Source organism: Nonomuraea rubra (genome assembly GCF_014207985.1).
Taxonomy (GTDB): Bacteria; Actinomycetota; Actinomycetes; order Streptosporangiales; family Streptosporangiaceae; genus Nonomuraea; species Nonomuraea rubra.
In genome coordinates this window covers 11,102,868-11,124,658 of record NZ_JACHMI010000001.1, presented here as the reverse complement: position 1 = coordinate 11,124,658, position 21,791 = coordinate 11,102,868, and the positions used below count along the sequence as shown (strand labels likewise).

20 protein-coding genes and 1 pseudogene are annotated in these 21,791 nt (G+C 72.0%); 14 read left to right on the top strand and 7 right to left on the bottom strand.

Going from position 1 to position 21,791, the window contains the following annotated elements; all coding sequences use genetic code 11:
* The first annotated feature begins 157 nt into the window (after positions 1-157).
* The 3 genes from HD593_RS50690 (at position 158) to HD593_RS50680 (ending at position 2,754) form a co-directional block, all read left to right on the top strand.
* Complete coding sequence (locus HD593_RS50690) at positions 158-1,306, top strand: 5-(carboxyamino)imidazole ribonucleotide synthase (protein ID WP_185110030.1); 1,149 nt, start codon at positions 158-160, stop codon at positions 1,304-1,306.
* Positions 1,303-1,794: a 5-(carboxyamino)imidazole ribonucleotide mutase gene (purE, locus tag HD593_RS50685; protein WP_185110029.1), complete on the top strand. Its 492-nt coding sequence runs from the start codon at positions 1,303-1,305 to the stop codon at positions 1,792-1,794. The genes HD593_RS50690 and purE overlap by 4 nt, the downstream gene beginning before the upstream one ends.
* Before the next feature lie 75 nt (positions 1,795-1,869).
* Positions 1,870-2,754, top strand: coding sequence for a GNAT family N-acetyltransferase (locus tag HD593_RS50680; RefSeq protein ID WP_185110028.1), 885 nt, complete (start codon positions 1,870-1,872; stop codon positions 2,752-2,754).
* Positions 2,755-2,771: 17 nt separating this feature from the next.
* Here the strand turns inward: HD593_RS50680 and HD593_RS50675 are convergent, their stop codons facing one another.
* Positions 2,772-4,085, bottom strand: a complete 1,314-nt coding sequence (locus tag HD593_RS50675) for a UDP-glucose dehydrogenase family protein (RefSeq protein ID WP_185110027.1) — start codon at positions 4,083-4,085, stop codon at positions 2,772-2,774.
* A 125-nt stretch (positions 4,086-4,210) separates the two neighbouring features.
* Between HD593_RS50675 and HD593_RS50670 the strand changes: the two genes are divergently transcribed.
* A complete protein-coding gene (locus HD593_RS50670) occupies positions 4,211-5,374 on the top strand; it encodes an acyl-CoA dehydrogenase family protein (RefSeq protein WP_185110026.1) in 1,164 nt (387 codons plus the stop codon).
* A 100-nt stretch (positions 5,375-5,474) separates the two neighbouring features.
* Here HD593_RS50670 and HD593_RS50665 read toward each other — a convergent pair whose 3' ends face one another.
* Positions 5,475-5,939 carry a hypothetical protein gene (locus tag HD593_RS50665; RefSeq protein ID WP_185110025.1) on the bottom strand — a complete coding sequence of 155 codons (465 nt, stop codon included), beginning with the start codon at positions 5,937-5,939 and terminating at the stop codon, positions 5,475-5,477.
* A gap of 97 nt (positions 5,940-6,036) precedes the next feature.
* A complete protein-coding gene (locus HD593_RS50660) occupies positions 6,037-6,696 on the bottom strand; it encodes an ankyrin repeat domain-containing protein (RefSeq protein ID WP_185110024.1) in 660 nt (219 codons plus the stop codon).
* A 139-nt stretch (positions 6,697-6,835) separates the two neighbouring features.
* Here HD593_RS50660 and HD593_RS50655 point away from each other — a divergent pair, with 139 nt between their 5' ends.
* From HD593_RS50655 to HD593_RS65445, 3 genes and pseudogenes are all read left to right on the top strand, one after another.
* The gene (locus tag HD593_RS50655) at positions 6,836-7,603 is read left to right on the top strand and encodes a trypsin-like peptidase domain-containing protein (protein ID WP_185110023.1); all 768 of its coding nucleotides are present in this window, start codon (positions 6,836-6,838) and stop codon (positions 7,601-7,603) included.
* Positions 7,600-7,917 (top strand): type II toxin-antitoxin system Phd/YefM family antitoxin, encoded by a 318-nt coding sequence (locus HD593_RS50650; protein WP_312904333.1) that lies wholly within the window; start codon positions 7,600-7,602, stop codon positions 7,915-7,917. The genes HD593_RS50655 and HD593_RS50650 overlap by 4 nt, the downstream gene beginning before the upstream one ends.
* Positions 7,914-8,173, top strand: a pseudogene (locus HD593_RS65445) (Txe/YoeB family addiction module toxin). The gene HD593_RS50650 and the pseudogene HD593_RS65445 overlap by 4 nt, the downstream one beginning before the upstream one ends.
* Here HD593_RS65445 and HD593_RS60775 read toward each other — a convergent pair.
* Positions 8,136-8,633, bottom strand: coding sequence for a hypothetical protein (locus HD593_RS60775; RefSeq protein WP_221526840.1), 498 nt, complete (start codon positions 8,631-8,633; stop codon positions 8,136-8,138). The pseudogene HD593_RS65445 and the gene HD593_RS60775 overlap by 38 nt on opposite strands.
* Positions 8,634-8,726: 93 nt before the next feature.
* On the opposite strand from HD593_RS60775, the gene HD593_RS50635 reads away from it, so the two are divergent.
* Positions 8,727-10,421, top strand: coding sequence for a hypothetical protein (locus tag HD593_RS50635; protein ID WP_185110022.1), 1,695 nt, complete (start codon positions 8,727-8,729; stop codon positions 10,419-10,421).
* Here the strand turns inward: HD593_RS50635 and HD593_RS50630 are convergent.
* Both HD593_RS50630 and HD593_RS50625 read right to left on the bottom strand, forming a co-directional pair.
* Complete coding sequence (locus HD593_RS50630) at positions 10,396-11,634, bottom strand: TolB-like translocation protein (RefSeq protein WP_185110021.1); 1,239 nt, start codon at positions 11,632-11,634, stop codon at positions 10,396-10,398. The two genes, HD593_RS50635 and HD593_RS50630, sit on opposite strands and share 26 nt — an antisense overlap.
* Positions 11,621-12,187, bottom strand: coding sequence for a SigE family RNA polymerase sigma factor (locus tag HD593_RS50625; protein WP_185110020.1), 567 nt, complete (start codon positions 12,185-12,187; stop codon positions 11,621-11,623). Before HD593_RS50625 ends, HD593_RS50630 begins: the two co-directional genes overlap by 14 nt.
* Before the next feature lie 142 nt (positions 12,188-12,329).
* On the opposite strand from HD593_RS50625, the gene HD593_RS50620 reads away from it, so the two are divergent.
* Complete coding sequence (locus HD593_RS50620; RefSeq protein WP_185110019.1) at positions 12,330-13,376, top strand: questin oxidase family protein; 1,047 nt, start codon at positions 12,330-12,332, stop codon at positions 13,374-13,376.
* A 21-nt stretch (positions 13,377-13,397) separates the two neighbouring features.
* Here HD593_RS50620 and HD593_RS50615 read toward each other — a convergent pair whose 3' ends face one another.
* Positions 13,398-14,555, bottom strand: a complete 1,158-nt coding sequence (locus HD593_RS50615; RefSeq protein ID WP_185110018.1) for a DUF418 domain-containing protein — start codon at positions 14,553-14,555, stop codon at positions 13,398-13,400.
* 162 nt (positions 14,556-14,717) lie between these two features.
* On the opposite strand from HD593_RS50615, the gene HD593_RS50610 reads away from it, so the two are divergent.
* From HD593_RS50610 to HD593_RS50590, 5 genes are all read left to right on the top strand, one after another.
* On the top strand, positions 14,718-15,428 hold the full coding sequence (locus HD593_RS50610; protein WP_185110017.1) for a GbsR/MarR family transcriptional regulator: 711 nt from the start codon (positions 14,718-14,720) through the stop codon (positions 15,426-15,428).
* Between the two features lie 9 nt (positions 15,429-15,437).
* A complete protein-coding gene (locus tag HD593_RS50605) occupies positions 15,438-16,271 on the top strand; it encodes a DUF4240 domain-containing protein (protein WP_185110016.1) in 834 nt (277 codons plus the stop codon).
* Between the two features lie 9 nt (positions 16,272-16,280).
* The gene (locus HD593_RS50600; protein WP_185110015.1) at positions 16,281-16,688 is read left to right on the top strand and encodes a VOC family protein; all 408 of its coding nucleotides are present in this window, start codon (positions 16,281-16,283) and stop codon (positions 16,686-16,688) included.
* 203 nt (positions 16,689-16,891) lie between these two features.
* Positions 16,892-18,373, top strand: a complete 1,482-nt coding sequence (locus tag HD593_RS50595) for a hypothetical protein (protein ID WP_185110014.1) — start codon at positions 16,892-16,894, stop codon at positions 18,371-18,373.
* Positions 18,374-18,379: 6 nt separating this feature from the next.
* Positions 18,380-21,760: a hypothetical protein gene (locus HD593_RS50590; protein WP_185110013.1), complete on the top strand. Its 3,381-nt coding sequence runs from the start codon at positions 18,380-18,382 to the stop codon at positions 21,758-21,760.
* Positions 21,761-21,791 lie beyond the last annotated feature (31 nt).

The following is a 21,791-nucleotide window of genomic DNA, read 5'->3' as shown; positions in this document are numbered from 1 at the left end:
GAACTGTTCGAGGGCACGCGAACGCTGGGCGGTCGTGCCCGCCGGGCGGTCTCGTCCGCCGGGCGACCCGGAACGGCCGTCCAGCCCTCGCGACGCGCCCGGCTGCTCGAAGGGGTGCAGTCGGGGAAGTCGTTCCGTCCCGGTAAGCTCACCTGGCGTGAGTTCCTACAGCCCCATCGGACCGGTCGTCGGCATCGTCGGCGCGGGGCAGCTGGCCCGCATGTCGCAGCCGCCCGCCATCGCGCTCGGCGTCGAGCTGCGGGTGCTGGCCAACAACCCCGAGGAGAGCGCCGCCCGGGTCATCGTCGACACGCGCATCGGAGACTACCGCGATCTTGGTGACCTCCGCGAGTTCGCCAAGGGCTGCGATGTGATCACGTTCGACCACGAGCACGTGCCCACCGACCACATCAGGGCCCTGGCCGCCAACGGCTACGTCGTGCACCCCGGCGCCGACGCCCTCGTGCACGCCCAGGACAAGGCCGTCATGCGCGAGCGCCTGACCAGGATCGGCGCGCCCTGCCCCGCCTGGGCGCGGGTGTCGTCCGCCGACGATGTCGCGAGCTTTGCCGCCGAGCACGGCTGGCCCGTGGTGCTGAAGGCGGTCCGCGGCGGCTACGACGGGCGCGGCGTGTGGGTGTGCCGCACGCCCGACGAGGTCGCCGAGGCGTTCGCGACCGGGGTCGAGCTCATGGCGGAGGCGTTCGTCCCCTTCGACCGGGAGCTGGCCGTGCTGGTCGCCCGCTCGCCGCACGGGCAGGGCGTGAGCTACCCGGTCGTCGAGACCGTGCAGGAGAACGGCATCTGCGTCGAGGTCATCGCGCCGGCGCCCGGCCTCGACCAGGAGCAGTCCGCCCAGGCCCAGCGCATCGCCCTGACCGTCGCCAACGAGCTCGGCGTGACCGGCCTGCTGGCCGTGGAGCTGTTCCAGTCGGAGCGCGGGCTGGTCGTCAACGAGCTGGCCATGCGCCCGCACAACAGCGGCCACTGGACCATCGAGGGCGCCACGACCTCCCAGTTCGAGCAGCACCTGCGGGCCGTGCTCGACCTGCCGCTCGGCACGCCCAGGATGACCGCCCAGCACGTCGTCATGGCCAACCTGCTCGGCGGCGACGACCCCGACCTGTTCAAGCGGTACGAGCACGTCATGGCCCACGATCCCGGCATCAAGCTGCACTTCTACGGCAAGGAGGTGCGGCCGGGGCGCAAGATCGGCCACGTGACGGCCCTCGGCTCCAACCTCGACGAGGTCCGCGCCCGCGCCCGCCACGCCGCCGTCTACCTCATGACCGGGGAGTACACATGATTGGCATCGTCATGGGGAGCGACTCCGACTGGCCGGTCATGAAGGCCGCAGCGGAGGCGGTCGCCGAGTTCGGGGTGCCGTTCGAGGCCGACGTGGTGTCGGCGCACCGCATGCCCACCGAGATGATCGAGTACGGCCGCCAGGCCGCCTCCCGCGGCGTCCAGGTGATCATCGCCGGCGCCGGCGGGGCCGCCCACCTGCCCGGCATGCTGGCCTCCGTCACCCCGCTGCCGGTGATCGGGGTGCCGGTGCCGCTGAAGTACCTCGACGGCATGGACTCGCTGCTGTCGATCGTGCAGATGCCGGCCGGGGTGCCGGTCGCCACGGTCGCGGTCGGCGGGGCGCGTAACGCGGGGCTGCTGGCCGTACGGATCCTGGCCGCCTCCGACGCGGGGCTGCGGGAGAAGATGGTGGAGTTCCAGGAACGGTTGAAGGAGCAGGCGTACGCCAAGGGCGAGAAGCTGCGCGCGGAGGCCGCCGAGCTGTAGGAGCGTCGGTCACAGAGCCATAAGCGGCGGGTAAAGCGCCTTTTTCCTGGGGATCGCGGCGGTTAGGGTGCGGCCATGGACGACCCGACCAAGGGGCACGCGACCCGCGTGTACGCCGCCGACCCGCTCCTCGCCGGCCAGGACGAGCTGATCGTCAAGCGTGGCGAGGAACTGCTTGAGGTGCCCGACGCCATCGGCCTGGCCGCCGTGGACCGGCTCCACCCCGACACGTTGCCGGCCTGCTGGTCCCCGCTGGTCGTCCACCGCCTGCGCGCCCGCGCCGCGGGCCCGGACCCGGAGGCCGCGCTGGGCGCGCTGCTCGATCGCTGGCTGGCCCTGCCTCGGGGCGGCGAGCCCGGTCAGGCGCTCAGTGTGTTGTGGCCCAGCCGCGACACCACCCCCGTCCGGGCGCTGGCCGTACGGGGCTTCGCCCCCATCACCTCGCTGGCCGTCCGCGGCGTCCGTCCCGGCACCGGCGTGGGCGAGTTCGCCGTCCGCCCGGCCCGGGCGGACGACGTCGAGGTCGTGGCGGGGATGTACGAGCGGCTGGTGGCGTACGACGCGCAGTGGGGGTGGGTGACGATGCGCGCGTCCACCAGGGAACGGCTCAGGGAGTCGGTGGAGGCCGAGGTGCTGCCGCTGAACTGGTGCTGGGTGGCCGAGGTGGACGGGCGGGCCGCCGGGTGCGTCATCGTGGAGCCGCCTGGCCGGTCCGGGTGGATCTCCCATGCCGTGAACGAGGCGCCGGCGGCGTACCTGGGGGTCATGTACGTCGAGTCGTGGGCGCGGGGGCGCGGGGTGGGGGCGGCGCTCACGGGCGTGGCGCATGGTGAGGCGGGGGCGCGGGGGGTGTCGGTCATGCTGTTGCACCATGCCCTGCCGAACCCGCTCTCGACGCCGTTCTGGGCACGGCGAGGCTACCGGCCGCTCATGACGCAGTGGGTTCGCCACCTGCAGTAGGGGCCGGGCAGCGGTGACTACGGGCGGCCGAGGGCGCGGTAGTGCCAGCCGGCGGAGCGCCACATCTCGGCGTTGAGCGCGTTCCGGCCGTCCACGATGCGGCGGGTCGCCACCACGGCCCCCAGCTCCACCGGATCGAGCTGCAGGAACTCCTGCCACTCCGTGAGCAGCAACACCACATGTGCCCCCCGAACCGCCTCGATGGCCGAGGTGCCGTAGTTCAGCTCGGGATGGGCCTTGCGGGCGTTGTCGAGGGCGATCGGGTCGTACACAGTGACCTGCCCTCCCTGGTGCCCGATGGTGACGGCGACGTCGAGGGCGGGGGAGTCGCGGATGTCGTCGGAGTTCGGCTTGAAGGCCGCTCCCAGCACGCCCACGGTGCACCCGTGGAAGGAGCCGCCGGCCAGCGCCCTGGCCAGGTCGACCATGCGGGCGCGGCGGCGCATGTTGATCGCGTCCACCTCGCGCAGGAACGTCAGCGCCTGGTCCGCCCCCAGCTCACCGGCCCGCGCCATGAACGCCCTGATGTCCTTGGGCAGGCAACCGCCGCCGAACCCGAGCCCGGCGTTGAGGTAGCGGCCGCCGATGCGGTCGTCGTACGACAGGGCCTCGGACAGCAGCTGGACGTCGGCGTGCGCGGCCTCGCAGACCTCGGCCATGGCGTTGATGAAGGAGATCTTGGTGGCCAGGAACGCGTTGGCGGCCGTCTTGACCAGCTCGGCCGTGGCGAAGTCGCTCACCACGATCGGCACCTCGCCCAGCGGCTCGTACACCTCGCGCAGCATCTTCTCGGCCCGCTCGCTGCGCACGCCGAGGACGATGCGGTTGGGGCTCAGCGTGTCCTCGACGGCGAAGCCCTCGCGCAGGAACTCGGGGTTCCAGGCCAGCTCGGCCTCGGCGCCGGCGGGGGCGAGCCTGGCCAGCTTGTCGGCCAGCCGCTCGGCCGTGCCGACGGGCACGGTGGACTTGCCGACGACCAGGCATTCGCGATCGAGGAGCGGGGCGAGGGACTCGACGGCCGCGTCCATGTAGGTCACGTCGGCGGCGTACTCGCCGCGTTTCTGCGGGGTGCCGACGCAGATGAAGTGCACGTCGCCGAAGGCGGCGACCTCCTCGTAGGAGGTGGTGAAGCGGAGCCGGCCGGAGTCGAGGCCGCGGCGGAGCACGGGTTCGAGGCCGGGTTCGTGGATGGGGAGCTCGCCCGCATTGAGCCGGTTGACCTTGTCGGCGTCGATGTCGAGGCCCAGGACGTCGAATCCGAGATCAGCCATGCAGGCCGCATGGGTGATGCCCAGGTATCCGGTCCCGATCACCGTGAGGCGATATGGCACGAGGGAGCTCCTTTCGATCGCGCAGGCATGCTACCGGCCCCCGCTACCTCCTACGTGCCACCTGCAATTCTTCGCAAACCGTACCGGCTGGTAACAAGATGGTCGGACGTCCTAGTATCTGATGCATGAGCTTCCCTCTGTACGCGCCCGCCGAAGAGCACGACATGCTCAGGGAGACGGTTCGCGCCCTGGCCGACGAGAAGATAGCCCCGCACGCCGCCGAGATCGACGAGACCGAGGAGTTCTCCTGGGACGTCTACAAGGCGCTCGTGGCGGCCGACGTGCATGCCGTACACGTGCCCGAGCAGTACGGGGGTGCCGGTGCCGACGCGCTGGCCACCGTCATCGTGATCGAGGAGGTGGCCCGCGCCTGCGCGTCCTCCTCCCTCATCCCCGCCGTCAACAAGCTGGGCACCGTCCCGCTCCTGCTCTCGGCCTCGGAGGAGCTCAAGTCCCGCTACCTGGCGCCGGTCGCCAGGGGCGAGGCGATGTTCTCGTACGCGCTGTCGGAGCCCGAGGCGGGCTCGGACGCGGCGGCCATGAAGACCCGCGCGGTGGCGGACGGGGACTCGTACGTGCTCAACGGCGTCAAGATGTGGATCACCAACGCCGGCGTCTCCGAGTACTACACCCTGATGGCCGTCACGGACCCCGCGGCCGGCGCCCGCGGCATCTCCGCCTTTGTCGTGGAGAAGTCGGACGAAGGCGTCTCGTTCGGCCCCAAGGAGAAGAAGCTCGGCATCAAGGGGTCGCCCACCCGCCAGGTCATCCTGGACAACGTCCGCATCCCGGCGGACCGCATGATCGGCGCCCCCGGCACCGGCTTCAAGACGGCCCTCGCCACCCTCGACCACACCCGCATCACCATCGCCGCCCAGGCCCTCGGCATCGCCCAGGGCGCCCTCGACTTCGCCATCGGCTACGTCAAGGAACGCAAGCAGTTCGGCCGGCCGGTGGCCGACTTCCAGGGCCTCCAGTTCATGATCGCCGACATGTCGATGAAGCTGGAGGCGGCGCGGCAGCTCACGTACCACGCGGCGGCCAAGTCGGAGCGCGCGATGCACGGGGAGCCGCAGAAGGACCTGACGTTCCTGTCGAGCGCGGCGAAGTGCGCGGCTTCTGACGCGGCCATGGAGATCACGACGGACGCGGTGCAGTTGCTGGGTGGGTATGGGTACACGAAGGACTTCCCGGTGGAGCGCATGATGCGCGACGCCAAGATCACCCAGATCTACGAGGGCACCAACCAGATCCAGCGCATGGTGATGGCCCGGCAGCTTCTGAAGTAGCGGCGTCTCGGGGGAAACGCACGGTCTTCGCCAGGGAGGCGCTTCGCGCAAGGAAGCTCAGGCTGTGACATTGGGGGGCGCGGCCCCCCAAACCCCCAGCTCAACCCCGCTTGGCAGATAGCGCGCGGAAGGCGCAGAGCAGAACGAAGAGGGCCAGGACCAGACTGCGCCGCCGCCACAACACGCGGGGCGTACTCACCAGGGCGGCCAGCGGGTACGCGAACACCCCGGCGACCAGGCTGGCTGGCACGTCGGCGAGCGCCCAGGTCGGCACCAGGAAGAAGGGCGCCAGCGCGGCGACGGCCCACGCCGGACGTACCCGGAGGAGGTGCAGCAGTGGCCAGGCGAGCACGATCGATGCCCAGTTCCCCACCGTCCACGCGTCGGCCGGCAGGCCGACACAGCCGAAGTGGCCGCAGCGCGAGTCGTCGGACAGCGTGGCCGCGAGAAGGAGCCAGCCGAACTGGACGAAGGGCAGGATGATGCCGGCGAGCCCGGCGGCGACCAGTCGCTCGGCAAGCCGCCCTTCGGTGGCGGGTGGGGCACTCGCATGGTGCGTTTCCACACCGCAAGCATCCGATCCGGCCGTCTCGCGATGCACTCGCATTGATCACGATTCAGGTGGGACGCGGCGCTGATGCGCCACGCCGTCGTTCCGCCGGTCAGACGAAACCCTCGGCGACGAGTCGCGCGCCGTGCTCGTCGATGACGTGCCGCTGACCGGAGCCCCCGACGACGCGGCACCAGCTCTCCACGATCAGCTGGGTTCGGTCCAGCCGATAGCTGAAACCGCCGTACATCCCGGGGACGGCGAACCAGCAGGCCGGGTTCCGCTGCTCGGTGAGGGTTTCCAGCTCCGGAAGGCGCAACTGCTGCTCGGTGATCAGATCGCCGGCACGTTCGTGGATCAGCGCGTGGAAGTGGCGCTGGATCGACCGCATGGTCTCGATCGGCAGCGGGTGGAGGATGACCGGTGTGAGCGGGACGAGGAGATGACGGTGTCCCAGGCGGCCGGCGATGTCGACCGGCTGCTCGCCTTGAGCCGTGCGCAGCGTGCGCCAGGCGCCGCGGGCGACCAGCTGGTCGGCGAGGTCCGCCGCGGCACCGTGCCAGGCGACCTGGTGAAGCGGGGCGTATCCGCTGCGGCCGCCTACTCTGCCGCTGTTGATCCACTCGGGGTGCTCGTCGAGCAGGTCGAGGACCGTGGGCCAGTCGCCGTCGCGTGCCGCCTGGGCGAGCTGGTCGCGTCCCTCGACCACCCGATCCTTGTAGCTGGACCGCAGAGTGACGCCGTCCCACGTCGAAACCCTGTCCTGCCCCATGCGGTGCCCACCTGTCCGGCCGCCCGGAATACACCCAGCAGTGTGCCTGGCATGCTGATGCTGTACAAGATCATGGGGAGCGTGACACGGTGGTGATCCGGCGAGTCCGGCGAAGAGCACCCAAGGGGGAGTGAAGGGCGTGACGCGTTGGTTCTGGTTGCCCGTCGTCCTTGCTCTTGCCGGCTGCTCGGCCTCCGCCCCGCCGGTGCCGGTGCTCGGTGACGCGCCGGCGGCCGGGAGCGGGGTGGCCGTCTCGCAGGAGGACGGTGACGCGGCGCGGAGCGTGGTGCGGCTCCGGGTGATCGCGCCGTCGTGCAACAAGGAGATCGAGGGGACGGGCTTCGTGTACGCCCCCCAGCGGGTGGTGACCGCTGCCCACGTGGTGGCCGGCGCCATCCCGGTGTCTCCGGTCGTCACCACTGCCGATGGCGAGGTGTACGAGGGCCGCGTCGTGGCCTTCGATCCCGACGCCGACATCGCCGTCCTGTACGTACCGAAGCTGCCCGCACCCGCGCTGCGCATCACTCCGGCGCCCGAGCCGCTGCTGCCCATCCCGGGGTTGTCGCTCGCCGACGCCCGCATGCCGGGCTATCCGAAGGGCGCCAAGCAGCTCGTGACGCAGCCGGTGGAGATCGAGCGGCGGATCAAGGCCGAAGGGCCGAACCTCTACAGGGACCGTCAGGTCACCAGGGTGGTTCTCGAGTTCTCCGCCGAGGTGCACGCGGGGGTGAGCGGCGCCCCGCTGATCCTCGAGGACGGCGCGGTCGCCGGGATGGTCTTCGCCGCGGCGAAGCAGCAGCCGGACGAGGGGTTCGCGCTGGCCGGGGAGGAGCTCCTGCCCGTCACCGAGCGCGCGGCCAAGGCCACGAAGCACGTCTCGACCCAGCGGTGCGACGAGAACGAGTGATCGGCGAAGTCACCTCAGTGATGTACATCATCACGCACACTTGGGCCATGAAGGTCATGACCATGTCCGAATCGCGGGCCAACTACGCCGCCACCCTCGACTCCGTCATCGATGACCAGGAAGAAGTTCTCATCACCCGCCCTGGCGGGGAAGGCGTCGTCATGGTGTCGCAGCGCGAGAACGAATCGATGCGCGAGACGCTCTACTTGATGGCCTCTCCTGTCAACCGCAGACGGCTGTCGGAGGCCGTTGCCCGGCTGGAGGCCCGAGGTGGTGCCGTTCGCGAGCTGGCCGATGAGCACACCGCGTTGTGAAGATCCTTTTCGACGAACTCGCCTGGGAAGGCTACTGCTCCTGGCAGCGGGAAGATCGACGCATCCTCAAGAGGATCAATCAGTTGATCGCCGACATAGGCCGGAACGAGAACGAGGGCATCGGAAACCGGAGCCCCTGAAGTACGAATGGTCCGGCTACTGGTCCCGGCGCATCACTTCGGAACACCGCCTCGCCGGCCGCATCAAGGATGACACCATCATGGTCGCCGCCTGTCGCTACCACTTTGAGAACTAGCGTCCGCCCCCTCGGCTGACCGAGGAGAATCCTCCCGGCTCCAAACTTGGGTGCATCGAGGGAGGTCTTCGATGCCGCCACCCTCCGGGATCATCCCCCAGAGAAACGGGACCAGATACCGCGGCGATTCGCCCAGGAGCGCGGGCAACTCGTCCTCGGCCACGGTGAGGGCGAATCCGGCCCGGCTCCCCGGATCCCAGCCTCGTTCGACGGCCCGGCGGATGCAGGCGCCGACGAGCACAGGACGGACCGCGATCGTCCGCTCTCCCAGCCAGTTGTCCGGCCTGGCGCAGGGAAGCGACACCACCAGCACGCCCCCCGGCTCCTCGGCTCGCTCGACGGCGAACGTGAGAGGGCTCCAGCCGTTCCCCTGGCAGTAGGTGGGCTTGTGGCGGACCCGCCAGCGGAAGCCGGTGCCGCCGACGTCGATGAGCCGCGAGCCCTTCTTCGGCATGGCCACGGAGCCGCCTCCAATCACGGGTCGGAGATCAACCATATCCTCGCCCGACCTCCACGAAACCGTGATCATCGAGTACTACGATCACGCCTCATTGTGCACTTATCCCGAACGGCGGCCGCCGCCTCCCTGATCGTCACCGTCGGTTCGATCGCCCTCAGCCTGGTGATCGGCACCGCGACCCCCGCATGGCTGGCCACCCTGTGGTACCCGCCCTACGAGAGTCTCACGGCCTCGCCCCTGCTGCCGGTGCTGGGCGGGTTGCTGCTGGTCGGGCTGGTGAAGTCGTGGATGTTCTGGCAGATCTTCCGGGGGCCCGCGCCCCTGATCGGGCCGGCGCGCCAGGCGGGCACCTGGTTGCGGTTGTCGCTGTACGCCTACCTGGTGTGGCTGCTGATCCCCTCGTTCCTCCCGGACCTGGTCGAGACGGTCATCGGCACGGCGCTCTGGATGTCGGCGATCGTGCTGCTCCTGGTGGTGCTCACCGGGTCAGGCCGGGCCTTCCGACTGGTCCTGCTCCTGCTCGCGCTGGTGGAAACAGCCGGATCGCTCGCGATCGACCTGGCCGACGAGCCGATGTCCCGGTTCTTCCCGGGCACGGCCTACCTGGCGACTGCCATGGTCACGCAGGTAGCCGTCTTCCTCGTGATGGTGATGGTCCTGCTCGCTCAACGGCGCGACGGACGCTGGAGCCGGGGCACGCTCCTCATCGGTCTGGGCACGTTCGCGAGCGGATTCCTGGTGGCGCTCGTGAACAGCCAGACGAGAGGGAGCACGATCGAGTCGATCGTCGAGGCGATGGACGTGCTCCACGTCGTCTGGCTGGCGCGCACCGCGCACGAGCTGAACCGCGAGCCCAGGCACAAACCGCCGCTGCGCCCGCCCACGGCGGTCATGGCCGCGGCCACGGTCTGCGTGCTGATGGCCGTCGGACCCGAGAACCATCCACGGCTCTCCTTCACCTGGCAGGACGAACGGCTGCCGCCTTCGGACTGCTGGGCGTGGCATGGTCCGCCACGGGTCGCCGACACCCCCGCCCACCAGCACGTTCGTGCCTACCTGTGCAGCGTGAACAAGCCCGACCGGGAGATCTCGGACCAGGCACTGCTCAGCAGGGGCAGAGCGGCGTGCACCAGGTTCGCGGACGGGGAGCCGGTCAGGGCCCGGCCCGCGCTGCTCGCGCTGCTCTGCCCGGAGGTGATCGGGCGGAGACATCCGGACCTGCTGCTGTCGTCGGCTCAGCTGCAGCAGCGGCAGAAGGAGAAGGACGACCTCGCGCGTGAACAGTCGAGGCGCGAGGCGCAGAAGGAGGACGCCCTGTGCCGCGACCCATGGCCCGGGTTGCGCACGCGGTTCCAGGCGACCGCGTCCTACTACGACTGGGACACCCTCCCGTACGGCATCTACGACCCGGAAGCGGACACGGCTGACGACTCCGATGTGATCTGGGACAAGGAGAAGATCGATCCCCTCGAAGCCAGGGGCGGGATCGCCCTGTTCTTCACGCCCAGCCAGGACTGGGCGACCTGCGTCACGGCGAAGGCGCTGCGCTCGGCCCCGTCACCTCTGAGACGCAAGGGCTGGGACGAGGTGGTCGAGGCGGACATCGTCAGCAAGTCGGGCCGCCTGGTGATGCAGAAGCTGTCGGCGAGCGGGGTGCGCTTCCCCAACCTCGCGCGCAACGGCCCCGGCCGCTACCGGCTGCGCCTGTACACGCGTCAGGGAGAAGATCTCATCCTCGTCTTCCCGGCTGGAAGGGCGCGGCTCATCCGATCTTCGCCAGGTCGATGACGTAGAGGTCGTCGTCGACCTGGTACGCGAGCAGCCGATCATCACCGCGCGCGACGGCCGGCACCTGGATGCCTCCCTGCTCGGTCCGCTCGCCGAGGTCGGCCGCCGTGCCCGTGGAGACGTCGTACAGGATCACGACCTGCCCCGCGCCCTCGGCCCTGACCGGCGCGATCAGGAAGCGTTCGCGGGCGAGCCCGTCCGGCATGAGGCCGTTCACCGGCAGTTCCTTCTCCTGCGAGCCGTCCCGCAGCCGGTGGAAGCTCTTCCTCCCGCCGTCCTGGTCTCCGGCGCAGGCCCGCGTCCCGCAGATCAAGGGGCCCTCGCCGGGACGGGTGACGGCCACGCTCGTCTCCCCGGTCTCCACGTTGGTGATGCTGGTGAACCGCGTCCCGTCCCCCCCGGAGAACCCGCCGGGCGAGCCGACCCACGGCCACTTCAGCAGGTGCATCCCCGCGCCGCCGGCCACCTCGCGCACCTCGCCCCCCACTGCGGGAACGGTGAACACCCCGCCGCTGAACAGGGAGAAGACGATCCGGTCGGCTTCGACGGCGAGGCCGTCGAGCCCGGCGCCGTCGCCGTCCTCCACCTCCACGGCGGCGACGCCGGTGGCCTCGCCGCCGCTCACCGGGGCGGTCCACACGTGCACGTGCCTGTCCTTGGTGGCGGTCCACCAGGCCACCCGGCCGCCGCCGACCGTGAAGTCCGAGGCGAACGCGACGGTGCCCACGGGGGTCGGCACGTCGGTGATCTTCCGCAGGTCGCGGGTGCGGAGATCGTACGCGTACACGGCGTCGGTCCTCTCGAAGCCGCCCCACGTGGTGACGAGCACCGTGTGATCGTCGATGAACGCCTGTGGACGCAGCGTCGTCCCGCCCGGCCCGCGCGCGGGCACCTTCCGTACCGCCTCGGGATACACCTTCTCCACGGGCTCGGGCAGCGGCCACACCCGCGGCGTGGGGCCGGTTCGCGGCGGATTCGTGGGCAGGGGCGTGCTCGGCAGCGCGGCCGTCATGTCGCTGTGGCGCAGCACGGCCGCCGTTCCGCCGGCCACGACCACCACGGTCGCCGCCGCCAGCACCGCCTGGGCGAGGTTCCGCCGGCGGCGTCGCCGGTGGCGGGCCTCCAGCTGGGCGGGCAGGCCGGCGGGCATCCTGGGCGCGTTCTGCGACGCGCTCCCGAGCGCCCTGCGCAGGGTCTCCTCAACGTCGGTCATCGTTCGTCCCCTCCAACTGCGCCGCCCCGTCGAAAGGCGAACCTGATCGCCCGTCCTCCACCCGGGTGCGTCGTCCGTCCTCGGCCGGTATGGCCGCTCGGAGCTTGTCGAGGGCGCGGGAGGCCTGGCTCCGTACGGTCCCCCGGGAGATGCCGAGCACGACGGCGATCTCCGCGTCCGAGAGCTGTTCGTAGTAGCGCAGCACGAGCACCGCGCGCTGCTTGCGTGGCAGGCCCGCCAGCGCCAGCCACAGGGTGCGCTCGTCACCGCGCGGCAGAGTGTCCTGGTGCGCGCCCTCCGGCAGGTCCCAGGTGAGCAGCTCGCGCCGGCGCAGCCGCCACACCGACAGGTGCAGCCTGGCCATCGTCGTGCGGACGTAACTCTCGGGACTCTCCTTGGCCCGTAACCTCGGCCAGGCGGCACGCAGCCTCAGCAGCGCCTCCTGCACGAGGTCGGCCGCGTCGTGCTGGTTGCCGGCCAGTACGTATCCGTAACGCAGCAGCGCGTCACCCCGTTCGGCGACGAAGTCCGCGTAGCGGGGATCACCGTCCAACTGCCTCGACCCTTCTGTGGCTCCATCAACCCCAAGAGGAGGCACCGCCCGGAACTGTTGCACGACCTAGGCCGAAAGGAGGAGCTCCGTTCGATCGCGGGACCGACGTGCGTGCCCGCCGTCGAGGGTTAGCGTCGCTGTCATGAACGACACCGGGACACTGGAAGAAGCGTACGGACGGCTGCACAGGACGGGCCCCGAGTTCGACGGATGGCTGTCCAACCACGGCCCGATGGCGGTCGAGGCGATGGTCAGGCACGGATACGACCGGGACGTGCACCGCTGGCTCGACGGCTACGTCGCCCGGCTGGACGAGCTGCCGCGTGGCACCTCGCCGCTCGACGCCGGGGACTGGCGCGCGGCGCTGGGCGATCCGCGCCGGCTCGGTGACTGGCTGGCGTTCTTCGACAGGGAGCTGAGGGAGCGGCCGTGGCGGGCGGTGCTGGAGCGGTGGTGGCCGCGCCTGCTGCCCGGCATCGCGGCCGGCGCCACCCACGGCGTGATCCGTACGGGGCACGCGGTGCACGCCCTGCTCCAGCTCCAGGACGCGACGCGGCTCGCCGAGCTGGGGCAGGCGCTCGGTTACTGGGCGGCGCGCTGGCAGCCCATCGCGGCCTTCGACGCGCCGTCCGGTACGGCCGGGCCGAAGCGCGCGTTCGCGGGGGTGCCGCGCGTGCCCGACCAGAGCCAGGGCATCAACCACCGGCTCGGGCAGCTTGCCGAGGTCCCCGGGTGGGCCGCGTCCGTGGCCGCGCTCAGGCCCGCCGCCGATTCCGAGCAAGCCCTCGCCCGGCTCGCCGAGCTGGCGGACGCGGCGACCCTGCGCTACCTCACCCACGCCCACGGCAACCCCGTCATGCTGGTCCACGCCGCGACCGCGCCGACGGCGGTGCTGCGGACCCTGCCCGCGCTGCCGCCGGACCTCTGGGTCGCCGGCCTGAACGCCGCCTGGGCGGCGGGCGCCGCGGTGACCGCCGCCTACGCGCCGGCCGAGCCGGTGCCGGCCGGGCGCGACCTGGCCTGGCCCGGGCCGGCGGAGGAGGTGTTCGAGCTGGCCGTACGGCACGGTGACGAGCACGTGATAAAGCTCGCCGACACGGCACTGGACGTGTACCGCCGCACCGGCGATCCCGACGCCCTCGCCGCCGTGGTCCGCGCGACCACCCTGATCAGCCCCGTCTCCACCTGAACGGCCGGTAGACCAGCCTGATCAGCCCCGCCTCCTCCTGAACGGCCGGTAGACCAGTCGGCGCAGCAGGATCTCGGCCGGCCCCCGGTGCCCGGCGGCACGCATCCAGTCGGCCAGCACGATCGACGCCACCCACACGGCGACCGCGATCCCGAGCGTCGCCGCGTACCCCAGGTCGTCATGCAGCCCCAGCGCGAACGGATAGAACAGCACCACCCACACCAGCCCCTGGAACAGGTAGAACGTCAGCGACCGCCGCCCCAGCGCGGCGAGGGCGGTGGTGAGCCGCCCGCCCCGGACCCTGACCGCGACGACCCCGATGGCGGCGGCCAGCCCGATGCCGCCCGTGTACCCGGTCAGGTCGTGCGCGACGGCGACCGCCCAGCGGACGGCGGCCGACTCCGCGGACCAGGTGCCCGCGGCCAGCAACGCGGACGGGAGGCGCCCGATCAGGGCCAGGACGAGACCCAGCGCGGTGATGCGGCGCAGCAGCGGCAGGTGCCGCTCCGGCTCGTCGAGGAGGCGGCGGCGGGCGGCCAGGATGCCCATCGCCATGGCCGGCACCACCATGACGGTGGACAGGACGGTGTTGGCCGGCCAGGTGGGGAGGCTCCCGACGAGGTGGGCCGCGAAGGTCGGCTCCATGATCTCGGCGATGGTCGGCGGGTCCGTCTGGGCGGCCACGCTCTGCCAGGCCAGGAGCAGGGTGGTGGGGATGAGCGTCAGGCCGCCCGTCCACCACAGGACCGGCTCCCCGGCCCGTACGATCGGCGCGATCATCAGCAGGGTGAGCCCGTAGACGGCGACGATGTCGATCGGCACGAACACCATCGCGTTGAGGAACCCGATGACGATCAGCCACCACCCCCGGCGGCGCAGCAGGCTCCTGATGGACGGCCAGCTCTCGCCCCGGGCCTGCTGGGCGGCGAGCAACTGCACCAGGCCGTAGCCGAACAGGAACACGAACAGGTTCCTGGCCTGGTTGTCGGCGAGCAGGGACTTCACGAACTTCGCCGTGGCGTCCAGCCAGGGCGGCCCTGTGCTCCAGTCGCCGACGAAGGCCGGGGCGTGGGAGAGGGCGATCAGCAGCAGCATGACCCCGCGGGCGAGGTCGGGGGCGAGCGACCTGGCGGAGGAGACCCCGGTGGAGGAAGAACGAGATATTACGTCTTCAGTCATGCCTGAAAGCTAGATTGCATTCAGGCTTTCGTCAACTCGAATTGGCGTATTTATGCAGGTAATTGCAATGGCTGTGCGATGAAACGCAAAACGCGGGTTGCAATGAGATGCCGTCGAAGGCAACACTGGTCATCAGGTACCAGCTCAGGAGGCGGACGACACATGCCGGGCGGCAGGCTCACTCACGACGAACGCCGGATCATCGCGCAGGGACTGGCGGACGGGCTCACGTACACCGAGATCGCCCGGCGCCTCCAGCGTCCGGTCTCCACCGTCACCCGCGAGGTGACGCGCAACGGCGGTGCGCGCGACTACCAGGCCGACCGGGCCCACAACGCGACCGCCGGCCGGGCCCGCCGCGGCAAGCCGGCCCGGCCGCGCCCGGCGCCCGCGGCCGACGAGCACGGCCGCGACCCGGAGACGATCAGGGTGCTGGCGGAACGCTTCACGGCCATGCTGGTGGACACCGGCCTGACCCGTACGCCCGCCCGCGTCCTCGCCTGCCTGTACATCACCGACAGCGGCAGCCTCACGGCTGCGGAGCTCGTCCAGCGCCTCCAGGTCAGCCCGGCCTCCATCTCCAAGGCCGTCGGCCAGCTCGAAGAGCAGCACCTGATCAGGCGCGAGCGCGACCCCCGGCGCCGCCGCGACCGGTACGTGATCGACGGCGACATCTGGCACCAGTCCTGGCTGGCCAACGCCCGCAAGAACGCCCGCCTCGCCGACTTCGCGCACGACGGCGCCGACGCCCTCGGTCCCGCCACCCCCGCCGGCGCGCGGCTGGAGCGGACGGGCCGGCTCCTGCGGCAGATCAGCGAGGACATGGTCCGCGCGGCCGAGCGGTGGCACGCCGCCTCCGGCGACCTGCCATGATCATGGGCCATGGACATCGACGGCTTCTGGGCCGTGGTCGAGCGCTCCACCACGGAGACCGGCACCCGGCAGGCGCGGCTGGAATGGCTGGAGAACCACCTGTCCGGCCTGCCCGCCGAGGAGATCGTGGACTACGACGTCTGGTTCACGCTCTGCCGTAACCGTGCCTGCACCTGGGACCTGTACGCCGTGTGCATGGCCATCACCGGGCGCGGGTCCTCCAACGCGTTCGAGTTCTTCGCCGACTGGCTGATCAGCCTCGGGAGAGACGATTTCGAGAAGGTCGTCGGCTGCCCCGATCGCGTTCTTGAGCTGCCCGCCGTACAGCGGCTCCACGAGCTGTCGCGCACTTACCGCCACGAGCGCACGACCGGCGACGGCCGGATCAGGCTCAGGCGGGTCACGCTCACCAGGCGCTCGCGATGGCCGGACGAGTTCTATCCGGAGTTCGAGCTGTTCTCCTACGTGAGCGGGCGCGCCTACGAGCGGGCGACCGGCCTGGACGTGAGCGTCCTGAAGGACGCCGTCGAGGCGCGCGGGGTCAAGAGAACCTTCCCCTTCCTGACCCCGCATGCTCAGCCCGATGGGGACGAATGGGACTTCGACGACAGGGCCGAGCTGATTCGCCGCCTCCCGCGGCTCGCGCACCACTACGGCGTCACCGCCGACCCGGTCGAGGAGCCCGCCAGGCCGCGCCGCCGCACCTGGTGGCCCCGGTACCTGCCGCAGAGCGGGGACAGGATCTGGTCGTTCACCTGCGGAGCGGACGGCACGATCCACGCCCGGAGCAGGCGTTACCTCAGCGAAGCCGATCGGCTCTTCATAGGCCTCGACTGGCCATAGGGTCCTCCCATGACCGAAGCCCCCGCCACCGGCCTGCTGCACCACGTCGAGCTCTGGGTCCCCGACCTGCGGCGCGCCGTGGCGAGCTGGCAGTGGCTGCTCGAACAGCTCGGCTACACGCTGCACCAGAACTGGGCGGACGGGCGGAGCTGGCGGCTGGGGGAGACGTACCTCGTCATCGAGCAGTCGCCCGCCCTCACCGCCGCCCACCACGACCGCCGCCGCCCCGGCCTGAACCACCTGGCCTTTCACGCGGGAAGCCGCGAGCGGGTGGACGCCCTGGTGGCGCAGGCGCCCGCGTACGGCTGGACGCTGCTGTTCCAGGACCGGCACCCGCACGCCGGCGGCGAGGAGCACTACGCCGCCTACCTGGAGGACTCGGACGGGTTCGAGGTGGAGCTGGTGGCCGTCTCGTGAGACCGGGTTGGGCGGCGGCTTCGGCGCGGCTCGGCTGACTCCGTTCCCCGGCGGAAAGTGGGTGGCGCGGACCGGATCCGCTGCGGCATCATGACCTCCATGATTTCCCACGGGAAGGGCGGCCACCGCCCCAGCCGGTGAACCCCGGCACGAGGAAGCGGAGCCACGGAGACGGGCTCACCTTCCTCGCACACGCGATCTCCATGTCCTCCCTGCACGGCCCCGGCCCCTGGCCGCCGCATGCCATGGACCTGCCCGACGAGCCCCCTCGCCAGGACGACGGCAAGGTGCACATGCCCTCCGTCGTCATGGACGGCGTCCGCACCCACCACTTCCGCTTCACCCCCGACCTCGACACGGTCCGGGAGGTCGTGGAGCTGCTGCGGGAGCGGGCCCCGTACGAGAGGCTGCACGACCGCCTGGCGGAGGCCCGCGCGCTGGAGCTCTGCGACGAGCTGGTACGCGAGCTGGCACGCAGGGAGCTGAGCAGGCGGCAGGTGTACGAGGCCGGCCGGTGGCTGGCCGAGTACGGCACGCGCCGCGAGGCCGTCAAGATCGGCATCGTGCTCGTCGGCGCGTCGGGCGACGAGCGGGACCGCGAGCTGCTGCTCCTGCTCGGCACACTGGAGGAGTTCACCCTGTACGCGGTCGTCGCCCTGCTGCGCACCCAGCCGCCCCGGGAACGGGAACGGGCGGTGTTCGAGCTGGCCCGGCGGGTGACCGGCTGGGGTCGCATCCACGCCGTGGAACGCCTCGAAGGCAGCGACGACCCCGAGGTCAAGGCGTGGCTGCTGCGCGAGGGCTTCCGCAACCGTGTCATGGACGAGTACCTGGCGCCGCTCGCCGCCACGACCGGCGACCTGTACTCGGCCCTCCTCGACCCGGAGCCCGACGACGCGCTGGTGGACGGCGCGGGCGGCATCCTGGCCGCGCTGGTCCGCGGCGAGGGCGGCCCCACCACGGGCATCAGCGCGTACGGCGAGGCGGTGCCGGCCCTGGCCCGCTACGCCGACCTGGTCACGACCAGGGAAGCCACGCTCCAGCGTCTCGACCACCTCCTGACCGTCCGCCGCGACCTGCGGCGACCTCCCGAGCACTGGGCGCCCGGCGACGTGGCGGCACTGCGGCGGCGCTACGCGGACGTGCTCGCGCAGCCGCGCTGGGCCGAACTGGCGCTGGCGGGCGTGGCGGACCCCGAGGGCGCGGACTTCTCGCGGGCCCAGCGCTGCGCGTCCGCGCTGGGCCTGCCGATCCTGCCGCAGGTCGTGGCCCGGCTCAGGGCGGACGCCTGCGACGTCTTCGCCTGGCAGGGGCTGACCCGCCTGGCCGAGCCGGAGGTGCTGGCCGCGCTCGCCGAGGAACTGCTGCCGCTGGACGACCTGGCCAACGGGCCGGGCGACCGGGTCATCGGCGAGCATCACGAGATGGCGCTGGAGATCGTGGTCAAGGCGCTGGAGTCGCATCCGGGTGTGGGCCTGCCGCTCATCCGGGCGGCGCTGCGCAACCGCCGCGTACCGGTGCGGCGGGGCGCGGTGCGGGCGTTGCGGGCCTGGCTGGGACCGCAGGCGTGGCCGGAGTCGCCGGAGGACGCCGTCGCGTGGGTGCGGGCGGCGCACGCGGTGGAGCCCGACGGGCAGCTCCGCGAGGATATGCAGGCCCTTCTGATCGAGCACAAGCAGAGGTGACGACATATGCGACTTGAGGAGCTGCTCGACGAGGTGGAGCCGCTGTCCCACGGACAGCGCTGCCGCCACCTCGCCGCCCGCGCCCGCGAGCTGTCCACCCGCCCCTCGGTAACCGGCGCTCAGGAGGTGTCCGGCCGCCCCGAGGTATCCGGCGCTCAGGACGTGTCCGGCCGTTCCGAGCTGGCCGGGCTGCTGGAGAGCCTGGCCGAGGGCGGTCAGTACGAGCGGTCGCTCGCCATCCGGCTGGCCGCCGCGGCCAAGGACCTCACCTACGTCACCCACGCGATGACCGACCCGGATCCCGACATCTCCCGATACGCGATCGCCCAGGCCGTCGCCCTCGGCGCCCCCGCCGCCCCCATCGTGGAGATCGCCCGCACCGCCCCCGCGGAACACCGCATGACCGCCTACCGCGCCATCAGGCGGCACCACCGCACCGACCTGGCCGAGCTGCTGATCGACGAGGTGCACGAGCGGTGGGGCGACCGGGAGGCCGCGAGCCTGCTCCCGGCGTGCGGGCCAGAGGCGGTCGCCGCCCGGCTGGCGGACCTCGCCCACGCGGTGCCCGGCTGGGCGACGCCGGCCAGGCGGCACCCGCTCCTCGTGCTCGACCACGCCGAGCGGGTGCTCGCCGGCCTGCCCGGCCACCTGCGCGACGCGTGGTGGCCGGCGTTCGCGCCCGGCGTCGAGGTCGCCGCCCGGTACGCCACCGAGCGGGTGATCGCGCTGCTGGAACGCCACTGGACACCCAGGCCGTGGCGCTGCGCGGGGCTGCTCCTGGACGCCGACCCGGACCGGACGCTGGCCATCTACCTCGTCCCCGGCCGGCAGCACCAGCTCGCGGAGCTGCTCGGGCGCCGATCCGTGCGGCGGAGGCTGCCGGGGCTCACCGACGAGCGGCTGGGCGAGCTGGGCCGGGCGGTGCGCGACAGCGACGACGCGGACGCGTTGATCAACCTCCTGCGCGCGGTGCCGCCCAGCCGCAGGGACGCGGTGTTCACGGCGGCGATGCGGGGCGTCGATCTCTCCCAGCGGGTCCTCTCCGACGAGCTGCTGGACGTGCTGCCCCTGCGTCGCCGCGTCGCCGAGGCCCGCCGCATGCTCGGGCTGCGGGTCGTCGCCGAACTCCCGCTGCGCACGCTGGAGACCACGGCCTTCCTCCCGTACGACGAGGCGGAGCCGGTACTGCGGGAGGCCACGCGCCGCTCCGACGCCACCGACCGCGCCAACGGTTACATCAACCTGATCGCCTGCGCCGGCCGCGACCGCGACCCCGAGACCCTCACGCGGCTGGCCAAGGCACTGGAACGCCTCCGCAACGAGCAGGACCCGGTGCGCCACGCGGCGATCACCGCGCTGACAGGGATCCCCGGCGCGCTCTTCCAGGCCGCCCACGTGCCCCTTCTCGACAGGCTGGCCGAGGACGCGCTGGCCGCCCGCGACTGCTCGTACCAGACCAGGTACTCCCTCTCCCGCCTGGCCGTCCTGCTGTTCGGGCAGGGCGCGAGGCGGGACGAGCCCGCCCTGCTGGAGTGTGCCCTGCGGATCTTCGAGCGGCTGACCGGCGACGTGGGGACGCTCCCGCTCGGGCAGTTCGGCTTCGGGCAGCTCTCGCACTGGTTGCGGCGCGGCCAGGAAGCCGTGCTGGTGCGCAGGCTGGCCCCCTTCCTGGAGGCGGAGGCCGCGCATGACCGCCACGAGCTGGCCTTCCTGCTGGCCTCGGCGCTCGGCCGGCGCGGCTGGGAGCTGCCGGAGCTGCGGCAGGCCCTGGAACGCGCGCTGACCGCGGTCAGGGACTCGGACGCGGTCCGGGCGATCGAGTGCTGGCTGGAGCCGCCGCGCACCAAGGGCGAGAGGGTGGCCGGCCTGCTGGAGCTGGATCCGTCGACCGTGGCGCTCCGCAAGGTGTTCGACGTGCTGGCCTGGCAGCGTACCGACCTGCTCCAGGCCGCGCTGGGCAGGCGCGATCCGGTGGGCCGGTTCGCCAAGAGCGGGACGCGGCAGGTCAGGTACGCCCCGCGTGCGGCCGTGCGGCGGTGGACGGCCCGGCAGCGCACGGCGTACCTGCGGCTGCTGGAGCGCGTCGCGAGGAACGGCAGGCTGCCCATGCACGAGCGGGCGTACGCCGTGCGGATGGCGGGTGAGGTGCCCGCGGTGGAGGCGGAGTGGCTGCGTCCGTTCCTGGAGGACGGGGCGGATGCCGTGCTGCGGCGGGCGGCGCTGACCGCGCTGCCGTGGACGGCACGGCCGCAGGACGCGCTGGCCGGTCTGCTCGCGCACGCGGGCGGGAACGACGCGCACGTGGCGGTGTACGGGGCGGTGCGGGCGGCCAGGTTCGTACGGCCGGCGGAGCTGGGGGCGGCGCTGGAGCCGGTGCTGGCCGGCGGCAAGGTCACCGCGCGCAAGGAAGCGGTCCGGCTGCTGGCCAGGCACCGGGTGCCCGGCGCGATGGGCAGGCTGCGGGAGTTGTGGAGCGCGGCGGGCCAGCACAAGGACGTCCGGGTGGCGATCGTGTCGGCGGCCCTGGAGCTGCTGTCCGAGCCCGCGGCCTGGGACGTGCTGAGGGAGGCGGTGACGGTGGCGGGGGACCTGGCGGCACCGGTGCTCGGCACGCGGCCGCCGGCGGTGCCGGAGCGGTGGCGGGCCGCGTACGGGGAGCTGATCGTGGCCGCCACGCGGGCGGCGGATCAGGTGACCCGGATGCTCGCGGTCGACGCGCTGACCCCCTGGGTGGCTCACGCGCCGGGGGCTCGGGAACGGCTGGCCGAGATCGTCCGCGACCTCGGGGAGGCCGGCGAGTGGCGGCAGGCCGCCCGCGGGCTGGTGGCGGGGGCGAGCTCCGGGCCCGGGCTGGAGGAGCTGCGGCGGACGGTGCGGACGCTCGCCGCCGCGCCGGACGAGCCGGATGCCGGGGCCGGCCGCGACCGCCCGGCCGCGCAGCGGCTCGGCGCGCTCGTACGGGCCCTGTGCCTGCTGCACCGTGAGGACCCGGAGCAGGTGAAGGAGATCGTGCCGCAGGTGGCGGGGGAGCTGCCCGCGGCTCTGGCGACCGAGCTGCTGGCCGCCACTGTGGACTGGGACGACGCCCCGCGCGACGTCCTGGCGCGGCTGGCCGGGACGGTCCCGGGCGTGCTGGCCGCCGTCCAGGTGGGCGAGCTGCTCGCGGGGTCGGCCGAGGACGTGCCGGCCGAGCGCCTGCTGCCGCACGCGCGGTGGCTGGCCGGGGAGGGGGAGGTGGGAGCGCTGCTGGCCACCGAGCTGGCGTCGTCGGCCGGGGTCAGGTCGGGGTGGGCGCAGCCGTGGCGTGAGCTGCTGCGCGAGATCCGCGCTGGCGCCTTCCCCGAGGCCGCATATCGGGCATTGAGCGTCAGAACTGCGGTCGAGTGAGGTTCTGCGTCACTTCACTGACAGTTCAGGA

Excerpts from the sequence above, each read along its gene's own strand:
- HD593_RS50670 (WP_185110026.1), top strand. The coding sequence starts at position 4,211 with ATGAGCTTCCCTCTGTACGCGCCCGCCGAAGAGCACGACATGCTCAGG.
- HD593_RS50630 (WP_185110021.1), bottom strand. The coding sequence starts at position 11,634 with ATGACCGACGTTGAGGAGACCCTGCGCAGGGCGCTCGGGAGCGCGTCG.
- HD593_RS50610 (WP_185110017.1), top strand. The coding sequence starts at position 14,718 with ATGCCGGGCGGCAGGCTCACTCACGACGAACGCCGGATCATCGCGCAG.
- HD593_RS50660 (WP_185110024.1), bottom strand. The coding sequence starts at position 6,696 with ATGGGGCAGGACAGGGTTTCGACGTGGGACGGCGTCACTCTGCGGTCC.
- HD593_RS50590 (WP_185110013.1), top strand. The coding sequence starts at position 18,380 with ATGCGACTTGAGGAGCTGCTCGACGAGGTGGAGCCGCTGTCCCACGGA.
- HD593_RS50595 (WP_185110014.1), top strand. The coding sequence starts at position 16,892 with ATGTCCTCCCTGCACGGCCCCGGCCCCTGGCCGCCGCATGCCATGGAC.
- HD593_RS50680 (WP_185110028.1), top strand. The coding sequence starts at position 1,870 with ATGGACGACCCGACCAAGGGGCACGCGACCCGCGTGTACGCCGCCGAC.
- HD593_RS50615 (WP_185110018.1), bottom strand. The coding sequence starts at position 14,555 with ATGACTGAAGACGTAATATCTCGTTCTTCCTCCACCGGGGTCTCCTCC.
- purE (WP_185110029.1), top strand. The coding sequence starts at position 1,303 with ATGATTGGCATCGTCATGGGGAGCGACTCCGACTGGCCGGTCATGAAG.
- HD593_RS50600 (WP_185110015.1), top strand. The coding sequence starts at position 16,281 with ATGACCGAAGCCCCCGCCACCGGCCTGCTGCACCACGTCGAGCTCTGG.
- HD593_RS50620 (WP_185110019.1), top strand. The coding sequence starts at position 12,330 with ATGAACGACACCGGGACACTGGAAGAAGCGTACGGACGGCTGCACAGG.
- HD593_RS50605 (WP_185110016.1), top strand. The coding sequence starts at position 15,438 with ATGGACATCGACGGCTTCTGGGCCGTGGTCGAGCGCTCCACCACGGAG.